Source organism: Amycolatopsis sp. NPDC059027 (genome assembly GCF_042739735.1).
Lineage (GTDB): Bacteria > Actinomycetota > Actinomycetes > Mycobacteriales > Pseudonocardiaceae > Amycolatopsis.
This window is the reverse complement of sequence record NZ_JBHYIK010000002.1, coordinates 199863-221952: the sequence shown is the minus strand read 5'-3', so window position 1 is coordinate 221952 and position 22090 is coordinate 199863. Positions and strand designations below refer to the sequence as shown.

At 66.9% G+C, this 22090-nt stretch carries 1 pseudogene (running past one end of the window); it reads right to left on the bottom strand.

What is annotated here, in order from left to right:
* Positions 1-22090 (bottom strand): annotated as a pseudogene (locus ACFWY9_RS02100) (hypothetical protein) (its annotated part continues 27534 nt past the right edge of the window); the annotation flags it as partial.

The window sequence follows — 22090 nt, the reverse complement described above, 5'->3', positions numbered from 1 at the left end:
TCGAACCAGCACCCAACCCCGAATACGGCGCCCGCGGCCGATCACCCACCACCGGCGACTCCGACGCCGCCGGACGAACAGGCTCCTTACCCTTCTCCGATCGCCCGGGCTTCGACGACCCCGCCTCGGGCTTCGACTGCTCCGGCTCCGACTGCGGCCTCGCCTCAGGCCGCGGCGTCGGCGAGGGCTGCGGTTTCTCCTCAGGCCGCGGCTTGACCTCGGGCTGCGACTGCGGCTGCGGCGCAGGCCTTGGCTCAGGCCGCGGCTTCGCCTCAGGTCGTGGTCGCTCCTTCGCCCCAGCGCCCGGCCCGGACGTCGAACCCGATGGTGGCGGAGACCCCGGCAAATCGCCGGACCCGGACGAATGCTGCTCCTCGACATCGGCAACCTCAACGCGCCGCGGCCCAGGACGAACGGGCTTCTTGCCCTTCTCCGATCGCTCGGGCTTCGACGACCCCGCCTCAGGCTTCGACTGTTCCGGCTCCGACTGCGGCCTCGCCTCAGGCCGCGGCGCCGGCGCGGACTGCGGTTTCGCCTCAGGCCGCGGCTTCACCTCGGACTGCGGCTGCTCCACAGGCCGCGGCTGCTCCTTCGCACCAGCACCCGACCCCGCATACGGCGCCCGCGGCCGATCACCCACCACCGGCGACTCCGACGACAGCGGCTCCGGCTGTTCCTGCGGCTCCGGTCGCACCGGCCGCACCGGCGGCTCTGGTGTTTCCGGTCGCACCGGCGACTCCGGCCGTTCCGGCCGCACCTGCGGCTCTGGCGACTCCGGCCGATCCTGCGGCTGCGGCGGCTCCGGTTCATACTGCAACCGCTCAGCTCGCGCGATCCGGCTCAACTCGACATCGTTGAACCTGGTGTACCTGTTGTCGAGCGTGGTAAGCGGATAGCTCCACACTTTCTTGTCGATGGAAAAAAGGTAACCGAGTACTCCGTCCGGAGCCCTGCGCGATTGCGCGACCCGCTGGTACGTCACCCAGCCCTGGTTGTCCGGGACACCGAGGCGGTCGTCCCTGCTCACCCGGACGCCGTTCCAGCCGGTGTGCACCACGGCGCGATTCGCCTTCAGACCACCAGGCGGCTTCGTGATCATCAACTTGGTCAGATGACTGGCATAGTCCTTGACAAGTGACTTCGACCCCGAATCGGCACCGGAGACGACGAGGAGCACCGCGGGCGGATAGTCGGGGGATCCCACCCGGTCGGACAGCCTCCCATACGCCTTCCTGAAAGCTTCGAAGCCGTACGTGATCCGCGCGGCCGACTCCGCGTCGAAGTAACCCGTCCTTTGCTCATAGGAATCCCACACCTTGAACTTTTTTCCGTCCGAGTCAAGATGCAGAAAGGTCACGATCACATCGTCGGACGGAATAGGTACCATTCCCAAACGGGTAGCCGATTTGGCCGACGCCGCACTGACCGACTCCCCAGGTGCGGTACGGACGACTCGCCCCTCCCGCTGCAATTCCTCCGCAATGCTCCTCAGCTGCTGGTTCGGCTCTTCCTTCGACCGCACTTCGACACCGGCAGTGCCGCGGTCGTCGTCCGAGTACACGAAGAACCGCCCGGACAAGGTGCTCGGGTCGAGCTTTACCTTGCGCCCCTTGCGGTCCACGCCGACAACAGAATCCGAGCCGCCATGCAGTTCCCGGCGATATTCCGGACCGTCCTCCCGCCACTGACGCAACGCCGGGAATCGCGAGTTGTATCGCGGGTCGTATCGCTTACCTCGTTCCAGTTTCGCGATCCGCACGTCCTGGTGACGAACGCTCAGATCCGCCATCCCCGACTCGTCGCCGAGTTCCTCCGGCACCGGCTGCATGTCCAGGAAATCGATAGCGTCTTCCGTGCGCTTGTGGACGTTGTAGATGTGCCGTTTCCCGTCGGCTCCCCGGAAGGAAACCAGGGCCTGGTCACCAGGCTTGAACTCGCCCCTGATGTGCTGGGCGACCGCGGTGAAGTCCTTGAACGATTGGGTGAATTCGCTGTCGATCAGGTGCTCGACCTGCGCCCCCGTCAGCGGTGCGCCCGGCATTGCCCAGAACACGTGCCCGAACTCGATCGCGTTCGCCGTCTGGACAGCCACCGCCGGACAGTTCGTCATCCGGCCCGCGAGCTCCTGGCGGGAATCGACCGGGAGCGGCTTGTTCACCTCCAGCGCCGAGTCGTAGTGCACCACGGCGTAACGCCGGGCGTCCATCGGATCGACGAACGCGTCCTTGGAGATCGCGTCACCCTGCCGCCAACCGTCCCGGAACACCGGACGATCCAGGTCTTCCGATGCGGCGAACTCGAGGCCGTGGTCGCGCAGCTTTTCCCACGCCTGGTAAATCCACTGGTCCTGCGCCAGCAGGAGGCGATCCCGCTGGGCGGTCTCCCACCGCGAGTATTCGGTGCGCCGCGAATCCCACGGCTCGCCGGGCATCAACGGACGCCGCTGGGTGGACCGGACGAAGGCGGCGACATCCAGTGGGTCGTCCCTCACCTCCGGCGCGACGCCGGGGTTCACCGGCCTGGCATCCGGATCCAGGTCCCGCAGATCCTCCCGGTCCAGCCCCTTGCCCGCAGACGACGTCGAGGACCGCCTCGACCGATCACCAGCTCCCGCCACTGACTCCGCATCGGAATCCGAATGATCCGAATCCGTGCCCGAGCGATCGGATTCAGCCGCGGAATCAGAATCACGCTCAGCACTACCGGCCTGATCTTCGTCACCCGATTCCCTGGCCCCGCCGAGCGGCTGCTGTTCGAGGTACTCGAGCTCGTCGTCGTCGAACCTGGTCTCCCGCCGGACGTTCACGATAAACGGATGACCCGAGTCACTGTTCGGATTGAACAGTTTTCGAGCGCCGTCCGCGACCTTTTTCAGGCCTGAGCGATCTTCGGCGACCCGCGCGTAGGTCACCCAGCCACGATTGTCCGGAACACCGAGATAGTGATCCGTGCTGGCCCGGACCATCGCACGCCGATCCGTGTACACCGCGGCACGGTTGACCTTCTTGTGGGTGACCGGCTTCGCGATCATCAACTTGGTCAACTGCCGCGCGAACTCCTCGACGAACGACGGTGCCAGCGACCGGCCGTCACGCACCATCAACACCACGCCCGGCGGATTGTCCGCCGAAACGTAAAGCCTCCGGTAAGCGGACGCGAAAGCTTTCGAGGCGTGCACGATCTGCGCGGCGGACTTGGCGTGGACAAACCTCGTCTTGGCGTGGTGCCCGTCCCGCTCCACCCGCACCCGGACCTTGTTCGCGGCCTGGCCCTCCTTCGGGTGCAGCCGCAGCACGATCACCTCACGAGACGGCAGCGACACCAGCCTGAGCCGATCCTCCAGCCTGGCCGCCTCGCCGACCGACTCACCGGGCGCGGTCCGGACAACACCCCCTGACTCCTGCAGCCTGGCGACGATCTTCTCCAGATCGCCGCCCCTGCCCTTTGCCCCCACGTCCAGCCCCGCGGTGCCACGGCTCCGCTCGGCGAAGACAGCGGTCTTCTCCACCCGAACCCGGCGGGGATCGAACATCCTCACCGCACCCCTGCGATCCTTCCCGGTCACCTCCGCCGGGCCGCCGGCATGCAATTCGCGCAGGTAGGCCGGCCCCGGAACGGGCCGCCGCGGTGTCGGCTCCGCATACGGCGGCCGGTATTCCTTGCCCCTCTTCAGTTTCGCGATCCGCACGTCCTCGTGAGCCGCACGCAGACGAGCCATGCCCGTCTCGTCGCCGAGTTCTTCCGGTACTCGCGTCATGTCCAGGTAGTCGACATGGTCTTCAGTGCGCTTGTGGACGTTGTAGAGATGCCGCATCCCGTCGGCTCCCCGGAAGGAAAGCAGTCCCTGGTCGCCCGGCTTGAACGCGCCCCGAACGTACTCGTCGGCCGCCTTGAAATCCTTGAACGGTTCGTCGAACTCCACGCGGCTCTGGTGTTCGATCTGCGCGCCCGTCAGCGGGGCGCTCGGCTCTGCCTCGAACTCGCGCCCGAACTCGATCGCATTCGCCGTCTGGACGGCCACCGCCGGACAGTTCGTCTCACGGCCCCGGAGGTCCTGGTGGGTCTCATCCGGCTGCGGCCTGTTCACCTCCAGCGCCGAGTCGTAGTGCACGACGGCGTAACGCCGGGCGTCCACCGGGTTGACGAACGCGTCCTCGGAGATCGCGTCACCGTGCCGCCAACCGTCCCGGAACGCGGGCCGATCCAGCACTTCCGGCGCGGCGAACCCGAGGCCGTGGTCGCGCAGCTTTTCCCACACCTGGGACATCGGCTGGTCCTGCGACAGCAGGAGGCGCTCCCGCTGTCCGGTCTCCCACCGCGAGTACTCGCTCCGCAGCGATTTCAGCCACTTGGCTCGTCCCCGCGGTGTGGGCGTCAGGTCGGGCCGGCGGGTGGACGCGATGAAGCTGACGACGTCCCGCGGATCGCGCTGCACCCCGTGCGCCGCATCGAGCAGGTCCTCCGGGCGCATCCCCAGCGTGTTGGCAAGTTTCGGCAAGTCGGCAGGGACGCGGTGGGGTGCCCGGCTCACGTCGAGGATCGTCGCCGCGTGCTCGCCACCCATCTTTTCGACCAGGCCGGTGAAGTCACGAGCATCGAACCAGTCCTCGGCGCGAAGATCCCGCGTCTCCCCGAGGATCCGATCGACGTCCCGCGTCGGCACGCCGAGGTCCCGCATCAGCCACGCCTGGGCGTTGTGCGCCCATTCACCCTGGACGAGATCGCGTGACCACGAAGCATCCTGCTTCAGCAGCCGCTCGAATGCCCGCTCCAGGTCCGCATGCGCGGATGTGCCGTTCGCCAGGAACCGATCGAGGGTGCTCCGGTCCCAGCCGAGTCCCTTGACGAGAGTTGGCGCTACTTCATGGGTGAACCGGTTCGCCGCCTCCTCGAACCGGGGCGAATCCACCCGGTCGCCGTTCAACTCCACCATCAGGCGCTTCAGCGGCGCCAGCGCCCGCGGCGTGAGCCCGGTCTCCGCGCCCAACCGCAGCAGGACTCCCGCCTCGACCCCGGTTTCGTCCGCGATCTCCCGCAGTTCGTCCGGCAACCGGTCGAGCTTCCGGCTCCACTCACGCAACGACCCGAAATGATGCCGGGGATCAAGGCCGGCGTCGTTCAACAGCCGGAGAGGACGCTCATAACGGTCCTCGCTGAACCACGGCACGTCACGGGCATCGGCGGCGATGTCACCGTCGTCCAGCCCCAGAGCACGCTCGACCGGCCGGGGGACCGGCGGCAGGTAAACCTCGTTCGAGGGCAGCACAAGGACATGGAACTGCTGGGTATCCGGCCCGAAACGGGCCATGTCATTGGCGGGACCGTCCGGAACCGCCGCCCTTCCTGCGCTGTCCCTCGTGATCAGTCCCGCGTGCCACGGAGACGAGCCGTCTCCCGCGATCAGCAAAATCTCGGCGCCACCCTCGGGCACGAGCCGGACAGCGGCATCGTTCACCTCCGAGGGGGTGCGGTAGGGCCCTTCCACACGCCCGCCCGTCGCCGCGACAAGCTCTTCCGCCGTGTTCCCGCCACTCGGCTTGGCCCGGAACACCGTTCCCGGATGGTGGTGAGTGTTCCGCGCCATCACCGCGGTCTGAATGCAGTTCAGTTCTCGGCCGAAGGTCTCCATCGCCGATTCGGTCACGCCGGGCTCCGGCTTGTTCACCTGCGCCAAGTCGCCGTGGTTTTCGATGAAGTGCCGCTTGGACTCCGCCGGGGTGGCGAAGCTGCCGAAGAAGATCAGATCACCGGTGCCGACGTTGCCCCTGCCCGCGCCAAGAGTCTGTCCCTGGACGAGACCGGCGCCGGGCCCGCCGTGGAAGGTCTGCCCCGCCAAGCCAGGCGCCATGTTCCGCATCCGCCAGAGCTGGGCATTGCCTGCCCACTCGCGCAAACCGCTGGTCCAGGAGGGATCCCGCCGTAACAGCCGATCGAAGGCCGCGTCCAGTCCCGGGTGTACGGCGTACCCGCTCTCCAGGAACCGGTCGAAGGTGTCCCGATTCCAGCGAAGGCCCTGGATCAATTCGGGCAGCACATGGTCTCGAATCCATTTCGCACGGTGAGCGATCTGGGGTGAATGTCCCGGCTCTCCGTTGAAGGGGGCCAGCAGACGACGGAACGGAGCCAGCTTCCCTGGGGCGAATCCCGTCTCCGCGCCCGCCCGGACCAGAACCTTCGGGTGCAGTCCGTTCTCACGCGCCACACTCGGCAACTCTTCCGGGAAGCGGTTGAGCTGCTTGCTCAACGCACGCAGATCCTTGAAATACGCCTTTGGACTCAGACCTAATTGGTACAACCACCTGAACGCATCGCCGTAACCGAACCACTGCATGTTATGACTGTCGTCGGCAATGTCATCGTCAGTCAGCCCAAGGCCGTCTTCAACTCGCCGATACGGCGCCGAATAGACCTTGCCGCGCCGCAACGCCACAACATAGTAAGCCTTGTCCTTATTGGACGCGTTGTACATTTCGCGGGCATGAACGTCTGCAAGCCGCGGTGTTCCGCCACCGTCCAGATGCCCCATAACCGTATGCGACTGATCGACTCGTTCAATCAGAACGGCCACATGGTCACCATTGCTCGCCAAGGACCTGAGAGCTTCTTCAACCTGCACAAGTTCCCGGAATGGCCCTACTACCGGTTCCGCTACGGCATGGACAAATTCCGCCATGTTGGTCCCACCGCTGGGCTCGGCACGGAACAAGGTTCCCGGATTATTACGCATATTGGCCGACTGAATTGTGACGGGACTACAGTTATAGCCTCGACCCAGGATTTGCAGTGCCGACTCATGCACGCCGGCTTCCGGCTGGTTCACAAACTTCAAGTCGCCATAGTTTTCGGCGAAGAATCGCTTGTTGTCCGCTGGGGCGGCAAAGCTGTTGCCTGTGATCATGCGACCGTGCTGATAGTCGTCCGCGAACCGCGACTCCCCGGCACCGACCGAGACCGGGCTCCACGCATCGGTTCCGCCGTCGAAGTCGACCGGCCGTGATTCCGGATCCCGGTAGTAGGCGTCGACCAGTTCATCGGGGTCGGAGATCCGCTCCCGGTTGGCGAGGTCCACAAGCTCCGCCGGCTGCAGCCCCAGGTCACGCGATGCCTGCAACAACCCCTGCGGGGTCAGGGTACGCGGGCGCAGTCGCTTCGCCGCGCCGATAACGTCGGGGACCGTCTCCAGGCTTTCACTCAGCCCCAGAAGATTCTCGGCGTGTTCGCGGCCCAGCTCGTCCCGCTGGCGATTGTACTTCGCCTGGTCGAACCAGTCCTCCTTCGCCAATTCCCGCTCCCAGGCCCAGCGACGCGCCTCCTCGGTCACTGTGCGCAGGCCGCGCTCGGTCAGCTGTTCGCGCGACGGTCCGAATTCGCCCAAGAACCGGTATACCGCATCATCGTCCGGGGCGTGCATCATGTCGGACAGTTCCCTGACCGTGCGCGAGATTCGGTAGGCCACCCGCTCGACACCTCTGTCCGGATCATCGAGTTCGTGGAGCAGTGGCCGGAATCCGCGAAGCTGCTCGAGGGTGGCGTGCCGGTCGACCGCCAAACCGTACAGCTTCCGCGCGTCACGTACCCCGAACTTCCGCGCGAACTCCGGCGCCTCCGCCAGCTGGTCGATCGGCTGACGGTAATCACGCAGCTTCGGGTACTCGGTCTTGGGGTCGAGGCCGACCTTGTTCGACACCAGCACTGTCTGGGCCAGGAGGCCGGGCCGGTCCCGCAGGTCGGCATGGACGTCGTCCGGGCTCACGCCCGTCTGGCCGGCCCACCAATCGTTCAGCCACAGGTTCGCTTCGCGCGCGCGTTGTTCGGCCGAAACGATCGATCGGCTGTGCGCCCAGAACAGCCAGTCACGCATCCACGCGTGATCACCGCTGTAGCGCTCGATGTAATCAGGCAAGTGCCCGATGAGTTCGGAAGGCGTCGGCCTCTCTTCGCCCTCCCTCTGCGACGAGGCCAGCAGAGCGAACGCATCGGACAACCAGGTCGTGCGGCGCGGATCCACGTTGAAGTCGCGGAACATCTCGAACAACTGGCGCGGTGTGTACAGGTCGGCGATTCCCAGTTGGTGCGCGCGCTGCAGGAGATCGGTCGGCAGCCGGTCGATCTTCTCGCTGAACTCCACCAGCTCCGCAGGCGTCACGTCCAGCCGATCAGCCAGCTTGGTGACCGCGTCCACGTCGAACCACGGGGTCCTGAGCAGCACGGTGGTGAAGTAGTCCGGCCTGACGTCGAACTTCCTGGCCAGTTTGGCGGATTCCTTGCCGTCGTAGTCCCTGCGCGGCATCAGTGCGCGGATCTCGTCGCCGGGCCGTGCCACGAACGTCGGCTGGTCCGAATGCTCACTCTGTCCCGCGTTGGGGTCCCCCTCAGCGTACGTGGGCGGCTGGTCCGATGACGTCCACTGCAGGGCCTCCCGCACCAGTGCCCGGCCATCCCCGACGCGGACAGCACTGGCCAGCGGCACAATCTGGTCATAGGCCGTGGCCAGCCGCTGCGCCGCGGCAAGGCGACGGATCCGATCGAAGGAAGCGATCTCCGCGGCGATTTCGACGTTCTGCGCGAGTCCATCGAGATCCTCGGCGCCCCGGCCTCCGACCTCGTCCGCCAACTGGCGTTCGATGGCGTGGATCTGCTCGAAGCCGACGTCGCCCATGGCACCGAACTCGAGCATGGCGCGCTCGGCGTCATCGGTGGGCAGCCCCTCGGCCAAATCCTCGATCGACACGTGGTCACGGAGGTGAGCGGTCACCCGCTCGTCCACCGGCGACTCGGGTCGCTGTTCGAGGAACTCCGCGACCAACCGGGTGGTGTGCTTGGAATACCACCGGGAATCGGCAGGGAGCAGCGCGAAGAGGTCCAACGCCGGGAAGCCCAGCCTGCTGCTCAACGCGGTGTAACGCGGCGGTGAGATATCGGCACCGTCCAACCGCCGGTTGAACTCCCGCACGATGGTGTCGGCGTCGAGGCCACCGCGGCTGATCTCCCACAGGTCTTCCTTGAAGATCGCCAGGTCCGCCAGCGACCCCAGCCCGAGGCCTTCGGCCACCGCCCGCATCACGGCAGGCTGCGGCGGCAGCCCGACGAGGTCGGCAAGAGCGCGGGCGTCACGGTTCTTCTCGGCATTTACGGCAACCCGTAGCCGGTTCAGCCTGGAAGCGAGGTAGTCCGCAGGCAGCTCGTGCAGCAGCTCGAGAGGTACCATCCCGTCGGCCCTCGACGTCAGGTGCTTCAGGTCGGCCGGTCCCCACTTCAGCCGGTGGGTCAGGCCGAGAAGGTAGCCGATGTCGTCGTTGGTGCGCACACCGTACGGACGCAGCTCGGGCCGCAGCTTCTCGACCAGCGCGGCACCGCTCAGCGATCCGGCCTCCGGGTCGCGAGCCAGCGTGGCCAGGTGCTCACGCAGTACCGGAAGGTGGCTCGCGTCGACGCCCAGCGTTCGCACCAGGCGGTACAGCGGTTTGGCGTTGGGCAGGCCGACCTTCTCGGCGAGTTTCGGCAGTGCGCGCAGCCCGTCCAGTGCCTGGCGCGGGTCGTCCGCGGCCAGCACCAGGCGGACCAGCGATTTCGCTTTGGGGTCGCCGAACTGCTTGGCCAGCTCGTCCAGCTTCCCTGGTGCGGCCGCCAGCCCGGCCTTCTCCAGCTGGCGGAACTCGTGCTCGCTGATGCCGAGAGTGCGCGAGTGTCGCTTCACCTCCTCCTTGGAGTACGCGGCTTCGTAACGCGGCGCCTGCGCACCGGAGCGGATCGGCAACCGGCTCGGTCGCGACGACTTGCTGCTCGATCCGTGCCGTCCGTCCGACCCGGATCCAGCGTGCGGTTCCTTCGCGAACTTGGCTTCGTGGTAGGAATCCTCACCCCGATTCCACGCCGCGAACTTGTCCTTCAGCCCACCGAACTTGCTGCGACTGCCCGGCGGCGAATAGGTCTTGCCGGACTCGAACGGCGCGAACCACAGGTCCGCGGCCTGGGCGTTCGACATGTCGACGACGACGGGCTTGGTGGAGGCATTCCCCTCGCTCCTGGCCGAGGCATCGATGTAACGAACCCCGCTGTCGGGGAGCCGCACGGCGAGAAGCGGGTGCCGATACCCGTTACCGGGGAACCGCGCCGACACGAACGCCATCGGCGTTACGTCGGCAGCGCCCTGCTTGGCCGCTTCCCTGGACAACGCCCGCTCAAGGTGCTCGGTGAAATCACCGAAGAAGCTCGGGTACGGGCCCCGGAGACGTCGTTGCATCGCCCGCACGACATCGGCACCCGTTACCGGACCACCCGGCTCCGCCCGATGCAAACGGCCCGTCCGGAGCGTGTTCGCCGCCTGGATGTTCACCGCGACGCAGTTCGTCAACCGACCGTCCGGGGCACCCCGCTCACCCGGAACCGGCTCGTTCACCTTCTCGATCGCGGCGAGAATCGGCGCCAGAGCCTCTTGCGCATGCCCGGCGCGGCCCGAGTCGCTCACCACAGGAGTGAAATCCCGAGCCGTAATGCGCGGGTCCACCTCGGCGAAACCGGCCAACTCGGGGAAGTGCTGAGCCCGCGGAGTTTCGGGCGCCCTGCGGGCAGCCTGATCGCGTTCCGGGGCCTCCGCGCGTTCCGGCGTCGGCGTGCTTTCGGTGCCTGTCCTCCTGCTGGCGGCCGGGCCGGACGTCGTGTCCGAGCCGGGCAAAAGGCCACGGAAGTCCGACGGCTGGTGGTGCTTCATGAACGACGACAGCGAGCGCTCATTATGCGGTTCGATCGGGAGGAATCGCAGATCGGAGAAGTTCGACAGGTCGACCATGTCCCGGCCGGACAAATCCGCGTAACGAACCACATCGCCGGAAGGCCGCTCACCACGGGCACGCCGGTCGGCGAGGAAAACCCGCCACCCGTCATCGGAACGACCGAGCACCAGCACCTCTTCCGACTCGCGGAAGCTTGCCTCGAGGTTTTCGTTGAGGTGAGACGCCCCGAGTCGCATCCTCGCGCTGCGGGCCACCTGCCCCGCCACCTGGGCCCTGGCCTCCGCGTCCATCGGCTCGATCGCCCGCTCGCGGTCCCCGAAATTCTCCTGGTAATACCGCTTCGATGCCTCCTTCGATTCCTCCGGAGCGCGGAACGCACGCGCCGTCACCGGAGAGCCCCGGCGCGGCACATACCCGTCCTTGAACCCGTCGAAGACACGGGCCGAATCACTCGGTCCGGTCCCGGCGTGCATTTCCCGCAGGAACGGGTCATCATCCGCAGCGAACTGATCGGTTCGCCGCGCCCCAGCGGCCTCGGCTTCGCCCGCCCACGGTGGCTCGTACGTCGATCGGCGATCGAACGGCGCGAACCGAAGATCCTCGACCCCGGACAGGTCCCGGATATGGATGCGACCGGTCTCATCCGCGTCCACATAGACCATCGCCCCGCCGGCCAGCTTGACAGCGGTGTAGGTGTGCCGCCACCCAGGCCGCACCCGGCCCGACACCAGAGCCACCCCCTCGGCGGGCAACTCCCGCTCGACGGCCGCGTTGAACTCGTCGAAGCCCCGGAAACGCCGGTGGAGGTGCTCCCCTCCCATGATCTCCACGACCCGGGCACCGCTCACCGGGCCAACCGGCTCCGCCCGATGCAACCTGCCCGACAGACGGGTGTTCGCCATCTGGACAGTCACCGCGACACAGTCCTCCGAGCGCCCGGCGCCGGCCCATTCACCCGGTATCGGCCTGTTCACCCCCTGGAGATCACCGAGGAACCGGCCGACGAACCGCTGCTCGTCCTGCGGAGTACGGAAACTCCCCTGTCCCACCGGCCGGTCCGGACCCGGCTCGTACCCGGACCGGAACCCATCGAACGCGGATGCGGCGCCGTGTCCGGCCGGGCGCGGGGTGCCGGACGGCTCCGGCCAGGCCTCACCTCGCGCGGCGGACAGCACGTCCTGATCGGGCAGCTGGTCCAGATCGGGGAAACTCCGGCCCGCTTTCCGCAGGTTCCTGTCCACGGTCCACAGCTGGAGGCCTTCCTCCGCGGTCCACAGCCGGAAACGCGCCCTCGGCTTCAGCCGCTTCTGCTGGAACGCCTTCCACTGGGGCAGCAGGTCCCGCGCCACGTCGTACAGCTCGGCCTTCCGGTCCGCCAGCCCCCAGGGCCCTCGGTGCGTCCGCGCGTAGTTCTCGACAAAGACGCGGACCTCGCGCGGATCGCTGTTCGTCTCGAGGGCCAGGCGCAGGAGTTCGGCTGTGGGAAGCAGCCGCGACAACCGGGAATCGTGCAGCTGCCGAAGCTTGGGCACCCGTTGTTGTTGCTCGCTCACCCGCAGGATCAGCCCGGCGTGCTCCGAGCCGAGGTGGTCCCGAAGGGTGTGGTAATCGCGCTCGTTGAACCATCCCTCGTTCCACACCTGAGCGAGCAGGCGCAGAGCCTCGGCTTGCGCGGGGCCGACGTTCTCCTCTTCCCAGCGGCGGGCCTCCCTGGTCAGCCATTCGCTGTCGTTCAGTTCTTCGGGTTTGGGCTGGCGCACGGCCAGGAAGTTGTAGACATCCCGTTTGCCGGTGCTCTCCGGCACCCAGTTCAGTTCCTGCCGAATCTCCTCCACGCGGTCGTCGATGTTCCGGCGGACATTGTCGACGTCCTGCCCGAACCCGAGCGTGTTCACCAAGGGGCGGAACGAAGGCAGCACGAGCGGATGCGCCGGCAGGCTCTCGGCCAGTTCCAGCAGAACCCTCGATTCATCCTCCATGCCGAGCTGCTTCGCCACCTGCTCGACGCCGTCGATCGCCACGCCGGCCTCCAGGCTCGCCCGGTAGATCTCCTGGAACCGGGTGCGGTACTCGTCCGCGTCGTAGTGGTCGCGAACCAGCTTGGCGATCGCCTCGGGGTCGACGTGCGGGAACCCGGCCATGCCCATCGAGAACCCGAGGCCCACCCGGTCGCTCATGCCGAGTTCGTCGGCCCACCAGTGGGCAAGCCACAGATCGCCTTCCCGCGGGTGCCCTGGCGATCGTCCCTGATCGACGCGGCTGAGCGTCCACAACAGCCGCTCCGTGGTCAGGTGCTCTTCGAGCTCGTCGAGACGACGCGAATGAACTTGGCCATTCAGACGGTTGACCAGTACACGGGTGGCCGCGGCCGCGCGGTTGTGGACCGCGGTGGCCAGCTCCGCCGTGCCCAGGGCGTCATCGACCGGCCGCAGGCCCAGCCGGTCGAACACGGGGCGCAGAATCACCAGATCCCGCGGGTCGACACCGGAACGACCGGTCCCGAGAGCCACCTCGACGAGCTCGCGCGCGGGGACACCGAGCCGGTGCGCGATCTGCGGCAGGTCAACGGGAATCCGGCCGATCGCCGCGCTCAGCCCGATCAGCTCGGGCACGGGAACACCGGTCTTCCCGGACAGCCGGACCAACGCATCCGGGTCGAACCACGACTGCTGGTTGTACTTGACGAATTCCGATCGGGAGATACCCAGCCGGGCGGCCGGCTTGTCAGCCTCGCGCGGAGCGTAGTCATTGCGCGGAAGCTCGGCCAGGATTCCCCGGCCGGGACGCGGAGCAAACAGCTTGAGCTCCTCACCGTACGACGGCAGCTTCGGCAGCTCGGCGGAAAAGACGTCCTCAACGGTGTCACCGAAGAAATCGTTGTCCAGCAGATACGGCCCGGTCCGCGGGAAGTTGTCCAGCGCGCTGCGCCGTTCTTGCGCACTGCGCGACGTGAGGTAGTCGCGGAACATCCGGGCATGGGCGCCGCTCGTGGAATTGGCGAGCCCGTCCCCGGTCAACCTCTTCGTGAACTGACCGATCAGCCGGCCGAAGTGCCGCGATTGCAGTGCGGCAAGGTCCTCGAACCGCAGGCCGAGCCGGGTACTCAGCCGCACCAAGGCATCGCTGTCGATGTCCCGATCGGCCAGCCGGGCCCTCAGCTCGTCGACGATCCGCGCCGCCCGCTCCTCGGGACGCGCGGCCACGTCCTGCTCGTGACCAGCCGCGAAGTCATCGTGGATGGCGGCGAAGTCATCGTGCAGAGCGACCAGATCAGGCACGTTCCTGACGTTCAGCTTCGCCGCGACAGCCTCGAGCACCTTGCCGTCGGGCAGACCCGCCAGGCGCGCCAGTTCGTCGCGAACCGCCGCCTTGCCGGCATCGGACCGCCGCTCTTCGAACTCGGCAGCGAGACGCTCGGCGTCACGCAGCCGGGTAAGGCCGTTCTTCACGAATTCGGTAGGCAGGTCGTGCAGCAGGTCCAGCGGAACATCGCGTCTGGTGAGGTACGAGCCGATCCAGGGAATCCCTTCACTGCCCCAGCCCAGCACGTCGGACAGCGCGATCAGCTGGTTCAGCTCGTTTTCACCGTGCAAGCCCAGGTCACGCAGGCGATCACGCAGGCCCTGCTCCAGCTCCGCACCGGTCACCCGATCCGCGGCCGCCGCGTCCGGGACCAGTTCACGAAGGTGGTCCGCCAGGAATTCCAGCCGCTCCGGACTTTCCGCGATCCGATCGGCAAGCCGGAGCACCGGCACTTCGCTGGGCAACCCCATGGCCTCGGCGGATTCCCTGGCCTGTTCGAAGATGGCGCCGGGCGGCCGCTCGAGCAAAGTGGACAGCCGGACGAAAAGACCGGCAGGAACCCCCACCGCCCCGGCAAGCGCGAAGACTTCCTTCGGACTGGTGCCCAAGCCGAGGTCGGTGAACCTCTTGAACTCCTCCTCACGCACGCCCAGTTCGGCGGCGTGCCGGGCGATCTCCTCCTTGGAGTAGGTCTTGGTGGAACCCGACTGCGAGCGATCGCCACTCATGTCCTGCTGGACACGCTCCACCTGGTCGCGACCGCTGTCGCTGTCAGGGCCGCCTCGGGTGCGGCGAACACCGTATATCTCGGCCAGTTCACGCGCCAGCTTGCCGGCCGCGGGTTCGCCCCCGACAGCCAGGCGGTGCAGTACGACGTCGTGAATCTCGCGCAGCAGCGTGTTCAACCTGGCCCCCGGCCCCGAGGCCGAGTGCCGCGGGTTCAGCGGCGGCCGGATTTCGGCACTGAGGATCGCACGCGCGGACCGCATTTGCTCGTCGGTCGCCTTACCGCGGTCGGCCCACCTCGTCGCGGCTTCGACCAGCTGCGCCCAGTGCCGCTCCCAAGCCCGGTCCTGCGGCACGAACAACTCCTCCGAACTCGGCCCGGTTCCGGCGTGCATCTCCCGCGGGAACGGGTCATCCGCGGCGAACTGATCGTCTCGACCCGCCCCGACGGCCGCATCGTCGCCCGCCCGCGGCGGCACATACGTCGATCGGGAATCGAACGGTGCGAACCGCAGATCCCGAACCCCGGAAAAGTCGGCGATGTCCTTGCCATGCACGTCCGCGTAGACCGCCGCGCCACCGTCCGACTTGACGGCGAGGTAGGCGTGCCGCCGCCCATTCGCCAATCGACCCGACACCAGAGCCATCCCCCGAGAGCCCAACTCCCGCTCGACAGCCTCGTTGAACTCGCCGAAGCCAGGGAAACGCTGCCCGAGGTGATCCGCTCCCATCGTCTGCACGACCCGGGCACCACTCACCGGACCACCCGGCTCCGCCCGATGCAGCACACCCGACAAACGGGTATTCGCCGCCTGAACAGTCACATCGACACAGTTCTCCAACCGCCCACCAGAGCCACCCCGCTCACCCAGCACCGGCTCGTTCACCCGCGCCAAGTCACCGAACTGCTCGTCGTAGAACCGCGCCCGATCCTCCGGAGTCACGAAACTCCCGGACACCACCGGCCGCCCCGGACCCGGCTCGTGCCCAGGCCGGAACCCCGTGGACTCGGAGACCGCGCGGACCGGTTGCGGGAATTCGCCGGTCCGCGCGGCGGAGATCGCATCCTGATCGGACAGCTGATCCAGATCGGGGAACCGGCGGCCCGCTTCCCGCAAGCTGTCGTGCACTTCCCACAGCGGGAGCCCGTCGAGCTCCAGCCGTTCCTTCTGGTACGCCAGCCACTGTGGCAACCTCTCCCGCACCGCCTCGTACGCCGAGCGCTTCTGGTCCACCAGGCCCCAGGGCTCTCGGTGCGCCACCGCGTAATCCTCGACGTATACGCGGGCCTCGCGCGGATCACTGTTCGTTTCGGCCGCCACGCGCAGGAGTTCTACTGTGGACAGCAGCCGGGGCTGGTACACCTCGTGGAGTTTCGGCACCCGGCGTTGCTGCTCGCTCACCCGCAGGATCAACGCATCATGCTCCGGGCCGAGGCGCTCCGTAATGGTTTGGTAGTCGTTCTTGTCGAACCACCCCTCGTTCCCGATCCGGGCGTACCGGCGCCGGGCCTCGGTTCGTTCGGGGCCGAACTTCTCCTCTTCCCAGCGGCTGGCCTCCCTGGTCAGCCAGTTGTCGTCGGCAAGCTGTTCGGGCGTGGGCCGGCGGTCGGCGATGAAGTCGTAGACATCCTTCTTACCGGCGGTCGCCGGGACCCAGTTGAGCTTCCGCCGGTAATCCTCCATGCGGCTGTCGATGTCCTGAAGAACATCGAAGGGGTCCCAGTTGAACTTCAGCTTGCTCACCAGATGGCGGAACGAAGGCAGTACCTGCGGATGAGCCGGGAGGTTTTCGGCCAGTTCCAGCAGAACGGTCTGCTTGTCCTCCATGCCGAGCTGCTTCGCCACCTCCTCGACGCCGTCGATCGTCCGGTCGGCCACCATGCTCGCCGACCAGATGTCCTGGAACCGGGTGAGGTACTTGGCCTCGTCGTAGTGGTCGTGGACCAGCTTGGCGATCGCACCCGGGTCGATGTGCGGGACCGCGACCAGGCCCTTCTTGAACGTGGCGGCCCACCGCCTGTCCATTTCGAGTTCTTTGGTCCACCAGTCGGCGAGCCACAGATCGCCCTCTCGCGGGGTCCGGTGCGATCGTCCCTTGTCGACGCGACTGAGCGTCCACAACAGCCGCTCCGCGTTCAGCTGGGTCTCGCGCATCTGGTCGGCGAGCACGTCGAGCGCTTGCAGATCATCAGGATGCAGTCGAGCGCTCAGCCGCTCGATGAGTGGAGTGGTGACCGCCGCTACGCGCAGATTGACCGCCTCGGCCAGCTTTGCCGTGTCCAGCGAGTCATCGTTCGGCCGCAGGCCCAGCCGATCGAACACGGGGCGCAGGACCACCAGATCCCGCGGGTCGACACCGTCGCGACCGATCCGACGGGCCACCTCGGCGACTTCGCGCGGATGGCGTCCGATCCGATGCGCCACCTGCGGCAGGTCGACGGGCACCCGCCCGATCTTCGCGCTCAGCTCGATCAGCCGGCGCCGGGGAACACCGTCCTTCTCCGACAACCGGATCAGCGCGTCCGGATCGAACCACGACTGCCGGGTGTACTCGTCGAACTCCGACCGGGAAATACCCAGCCGGGCGGTCAGCTCATCGACCTCACCCGGAGCGTGGTCATTACGCGGAAGCCCGGCCAGCATCTTCACGCCGGGACGCGGGCGGGGCCGCGAGGCTTCCCCTGCATACGTCGGCGGCTTCTGCAACGCGGAAGAAGAGGTGCGCTCAACGTGGTCTCCGAAGAGACCGTCGTCCGGCAGTTCATGGGCGGACTGCGCGAAGCTGTCCAGCACGCGGCGTCGTTCGCCTTCATCACGCGACGCGAGATGGTCGCGGAACATCCGGGCGTAATCGCCGGTGCCGGACTCGGCGAGCCGATCCCCGGTCAACCCTTGCGTGAACTGACCGACCAACCGTGAGAAGTACCGCGAAGAGTGCAATACGGCAAGGTCCTCGAACCGCAAGCCGAGCCGGGTACTCAGCCGCACCGCGGCACCGGGGTCGATGTCACGGTTGCTCAGCCGGGCCCTCAGCTCGTCGACGATCCGCTGCGACCGATCATCGGCGCCCCCCGCCGCGTGCTGCTCGTGATCAGCCGCGAAGTCCTCTTCGATGGCGGCGAAGTCATCGTGCAGTGCGACCAGCTCAGGCAGCTTGCTGACCCTCAGCTTCGCCGCGACAGCCTCGAGTACCTCACCATCGGGCAGACCGGCTAGGCGCGCCAGTTCGTCGCGGACTGCCGCCTTCTCGGCGTCGGATCGCTGTCCCTCGATCTCGGCACCGAGACGCTCGGCATCGCGCAGCCGGGTGAGGCCCTCCTGAACGAACCCCTCAGGCAGGTCACGCAGCAGATCCAACGGAACACTGCGCTCGCTGAGATACGAGCCAAGCCACTGGATCCCGTCGCTGCCCCAGCCCAGTACGTCGGACAGTGCGATCACGTGGTTGAGATCGTTCTCGCCGTGCAGCCCCAGATCACGCAAACGATCACGCAGGCCCTGCTCCAGCTCCGCACCCGTCAACCGATCCGCGGCCGCCGCATCCGGGACCAGTTCACGAAGATACTCAGCCAGGGATTCCAGCCGCTCCGGACTTTCCGCCACCCGGTCAGCGAGCCGGACCAACGGCTTCTCGCTGGGCAACCCCATGATCTCGGCGGAGTTCCTGGCCTGCTCGAGGATGGCGCCGGGCAACCGGTCAAGCAAAGTGGACAACCGGACGAAAGCGCCGGGATCGGGCTCACCCGCGGACTTGGCCAGCATGACGAGCTCGCTCAGGCTGGTGTCCAGGCCGAGCTTGATGAACCTCCCGAACTCCCACTCACGCACACCCAATTCAGCAGCGTGCTTGGCGACTGCGTCCTTGGAATAGTCCATGGTGTACCCCGGCAACCGCTGGCCACCGAACAGCCCACGATCACGCATCCGCTGGCGGACGGACTTGACCTTGTCCTTCAGCTGACCGGCGTGCATTTCCTCCAGGAACGGGTCATCCGCGGCGAACTGGTCGTTTCGACCCGCCCCAACGGCCGCCTCGTCGCCCGCCCGCGGTGGCACATACGTCGCTCGGGAATCAAACGGCGCGAACCGCAGATCCTCGACCCCGGAAAAGTCGGCGATGGTCTTGCCCGCCACATCCGCGTAGATCACCGCGTCACCGCCCGACTTGACGGCGAGGTAGCCGTGCCGCCGCCCGTCCGCCACCCGGCCCGACACCAGAGCCATCCCCCGAGAGCCCAGCCCCCGCTCAACAGCCGCGTTGAACTCATCGAAATTCGGGAAACGCCGACGCAGGTGATCTGCCCCCATGGTCTGCACAACCCGCGCACCACTCACCGGACCACCCGGTTCCGCCCGATGCGGATTGCCCGACAAGCGGATATTCGCCGCCTGGACAGTCACATCGATGCAGTTCTCCAACCGCCCATCAGAGCCACCCCGCTCACCCGGAACCGGCTCGTTCACCCGCGCCAAGTCACCGAAGTGCACGTCGTAGAACCGCGCCCGATCCTCCGGAGTCACGAAACTCCCGGACACCACCGGCTGTCCCGGGCCCGGCTCGTACCCAGGCCGGAACCCATCGAGCGCGGCCTCGGCGCGGACCGGCTCCGGGAATCCGAGACCCCGAGCAGCACCGATCGCATCCTGATCGGACAGTTTGTCCAGATCGGGGAAACGGCGGCCCGCTTCCTGAAGGCTGTCGCGCACTTCCCATAGCGGCAGCCCGTCGAGCTGCAGCCGTTCTTTCTGGTACGCCAGCCACTGCGGCAGCCTCTCGCGCACCGCCTCATACGCCGAGCGCTTCTGATCCACCAGGCCCCAGGGCTCTCGGTGCGCCAACGCATAGTCCTCGACGTATACGCGGGCCTCGCGCGGATCGCTGTTCGTCTCGAAGGCCAGGCGCAGAAGGTCGGCCGTGGACAGCAATCGGGGCTGGTACACCTCGTGGAGTTTCGGCACCCGGCGTTGTTGCTCACTCAGCCGCAGGATCAACGCATCGTGATCCTGGCCGAGGCGCTCCCGAATGGTTTGGTAATCGTGCCGGTTGAACCACTCCTCATTCCTGTACCGAGCGAACAGTCGCCGGGCCTCGGCTCGTTCGGGGCCGAACTTCTCCTCTTCCCAGCGGTGAGCCTCCCTGGTCAGCCATTCGCTGTCATGCAGTTCTCCTGGTGCGGGCCGGCGGTCGGCAAGGAAGTCGTAGACGTCCTGTTTTCCGACGTTCTCCGGCACCCAGTTCAGTTTCTGCCGGTAACCCTCCACGAGGTCGTCGATGGTCCGGCGAGCGTTGTCGACGTGAAAGCCGAACTTGACCGTGCTCACCAAGGGACGGAACGAAGGCAGCACCCACGGATGAGCCGGTAGCTTCTCGGCCAGTTCCAGCAGAACAGTCGGCTTACCCTCGAAGCCGAGCTGCTTCGCCACCTCCTCGACGCCGTCGATCGTCCGGCCGGCCACCTTGCTCGCCGAGTAGATCTCTTCGAAGCGCTTGGCGTACAGGCCGATGCCGTAGTGGTCGTGGACCAGCTTGGCGATCGCACCCGGGTCGACCTGCGGGACCTCGATCAGGTCCTGCTTGAACCCGGAGGTCCGCCGCTCGTTCATTTCGAGCTCGTCTGCCCACCAGTCGGCGAGCCACAAGTCGCCCTCCCGCGGGGTGCTGGGCGATCGTCCCTTCTCGACACGGCTGAGCGTCCACAACAGCCGCTCCGCACTCAGCTGGGTCTCGCCCAACCGCTCGCTGAGCACCTCGAGCGCTCGCCGACCAGGATCCAGCCGAGCGCGCAGCCGCTCCATGAGTGCGTTGGTGACCGCGGTCGCGCGCTTGTCGACCGCGCCTGCCAGGTCTGCGGTGCCCAGCGAGTCATTGTCCGGCCGCAGGCCCAGCCGATCGAACACGGAGCGCAGGACCACCAGATCCCGCGGATCGACGCCGTAATAGCCGATCCTGCGGGCCACCTCGGCGACTTCGCGCGGATGGCGCCCGATCCGATGCGCTATCTGCGGCAGGTCGGCGGGCACCCGGCCGATCTTCGCGCTCAGCTCGACCAGCTGGCGCACGGGAGTGCCGGTCTTGTCGGACAGCCGGATCAGCGCATCCGGATCAAACCACGACCGCCGGTTGTACTCGTCGAAATCCGACCGGGAAATACCCAGCCGACCGGCCAGCTTATCGGCCTCATGCCCGGCATAGTCATTACGCGGAAGCTCAGCCAGCATCTTCGCGCCGGGACGCGGACGGGGCTGCGGGACCGCCTCGCCATACGTCGGCAGCGTCTGAAGCGCGGCAGAAAACTTGTGCTCGACGTGACGGCCGAAGAGCCCATCGTCCGGCAGTTCCCGAACGGACTGCGCGAAGCTGTCCAGCACGCGGCGCTGTTCGCTTTCATCGCGCGACGTGAGGTAGTCACGGAACATTCGAGCGTAGTCGCCGGTCTCGGATTCGGCGAGCCGCTCCCCGGTCAGGTTCTGGGTGAACTGGCCGACCAGCCGGGCGGAATGCCGCGAAGAGTGCAGCGCGGCAAGGTCCTCGAACCGCAAACCGAGCCGAGTACTCAGCCGCACCAAAGCATCGCTGTCGATGTCCCGGCCGTCCAGCCGAGCCTTCAGCTCGTCGACAATCCGCCGCGCCCGCTCATCAGGACGCGCAGCCGCGTGCTGCTCGTGGATGGCGGCGAAGTCGTCGTGCAGAGCGACCAGATCAGGCAGCTTCGTGACGTTCAGCTTGTCCGCGACGGCTTGGAGCACCTCACCATCGGGCAGGCCCGCCAAGCGAGCCAATTCGTCCCGAACCGCCGCCTTACCGACGTCAGACTGCTGCTGTTCGAGCTTGACACCGAGACGCTCGGCATCGCGCAGCCGGGTAAGGCCCTCCTTCACGAACCCGCTGGGCAGATCGTGCAGCAGCTCCAACGGAACGTTGCGGTTGCCGAGGTACGAGCCGAGCCACTGGAGCCCCTCACTGCCCCAGCCCAGTACCTCGGACAGCGCGATCAGGTGATTGAGGTCGTTCTCGCCGTACAGCCCCAGCTCGCGCAGCCGATCGCGCAGGCCCTGCTCCAGCTCCGCGCCGGTCAGCCGATCCGCGGCCGCCACGTCCGGAACCAGTTCACGAAGGTACCCGCCCAGTACTTCGAGTCGTTCCGGGCTTTCCGCCACCCGATCGGCGAGCCGGATCACCGGTTTCTCGTTGGGCAAGCCCATGATCTCGGCAGAATTCCTGGCCTGATCGAGAATGCCGGTGGGCAACCCATCGAGCAAGGTGGACAGCCGGACGAGGACACCGGCGGGCACACCCGCGGTCCCGGCCAGCGCGAGGATTTCCTT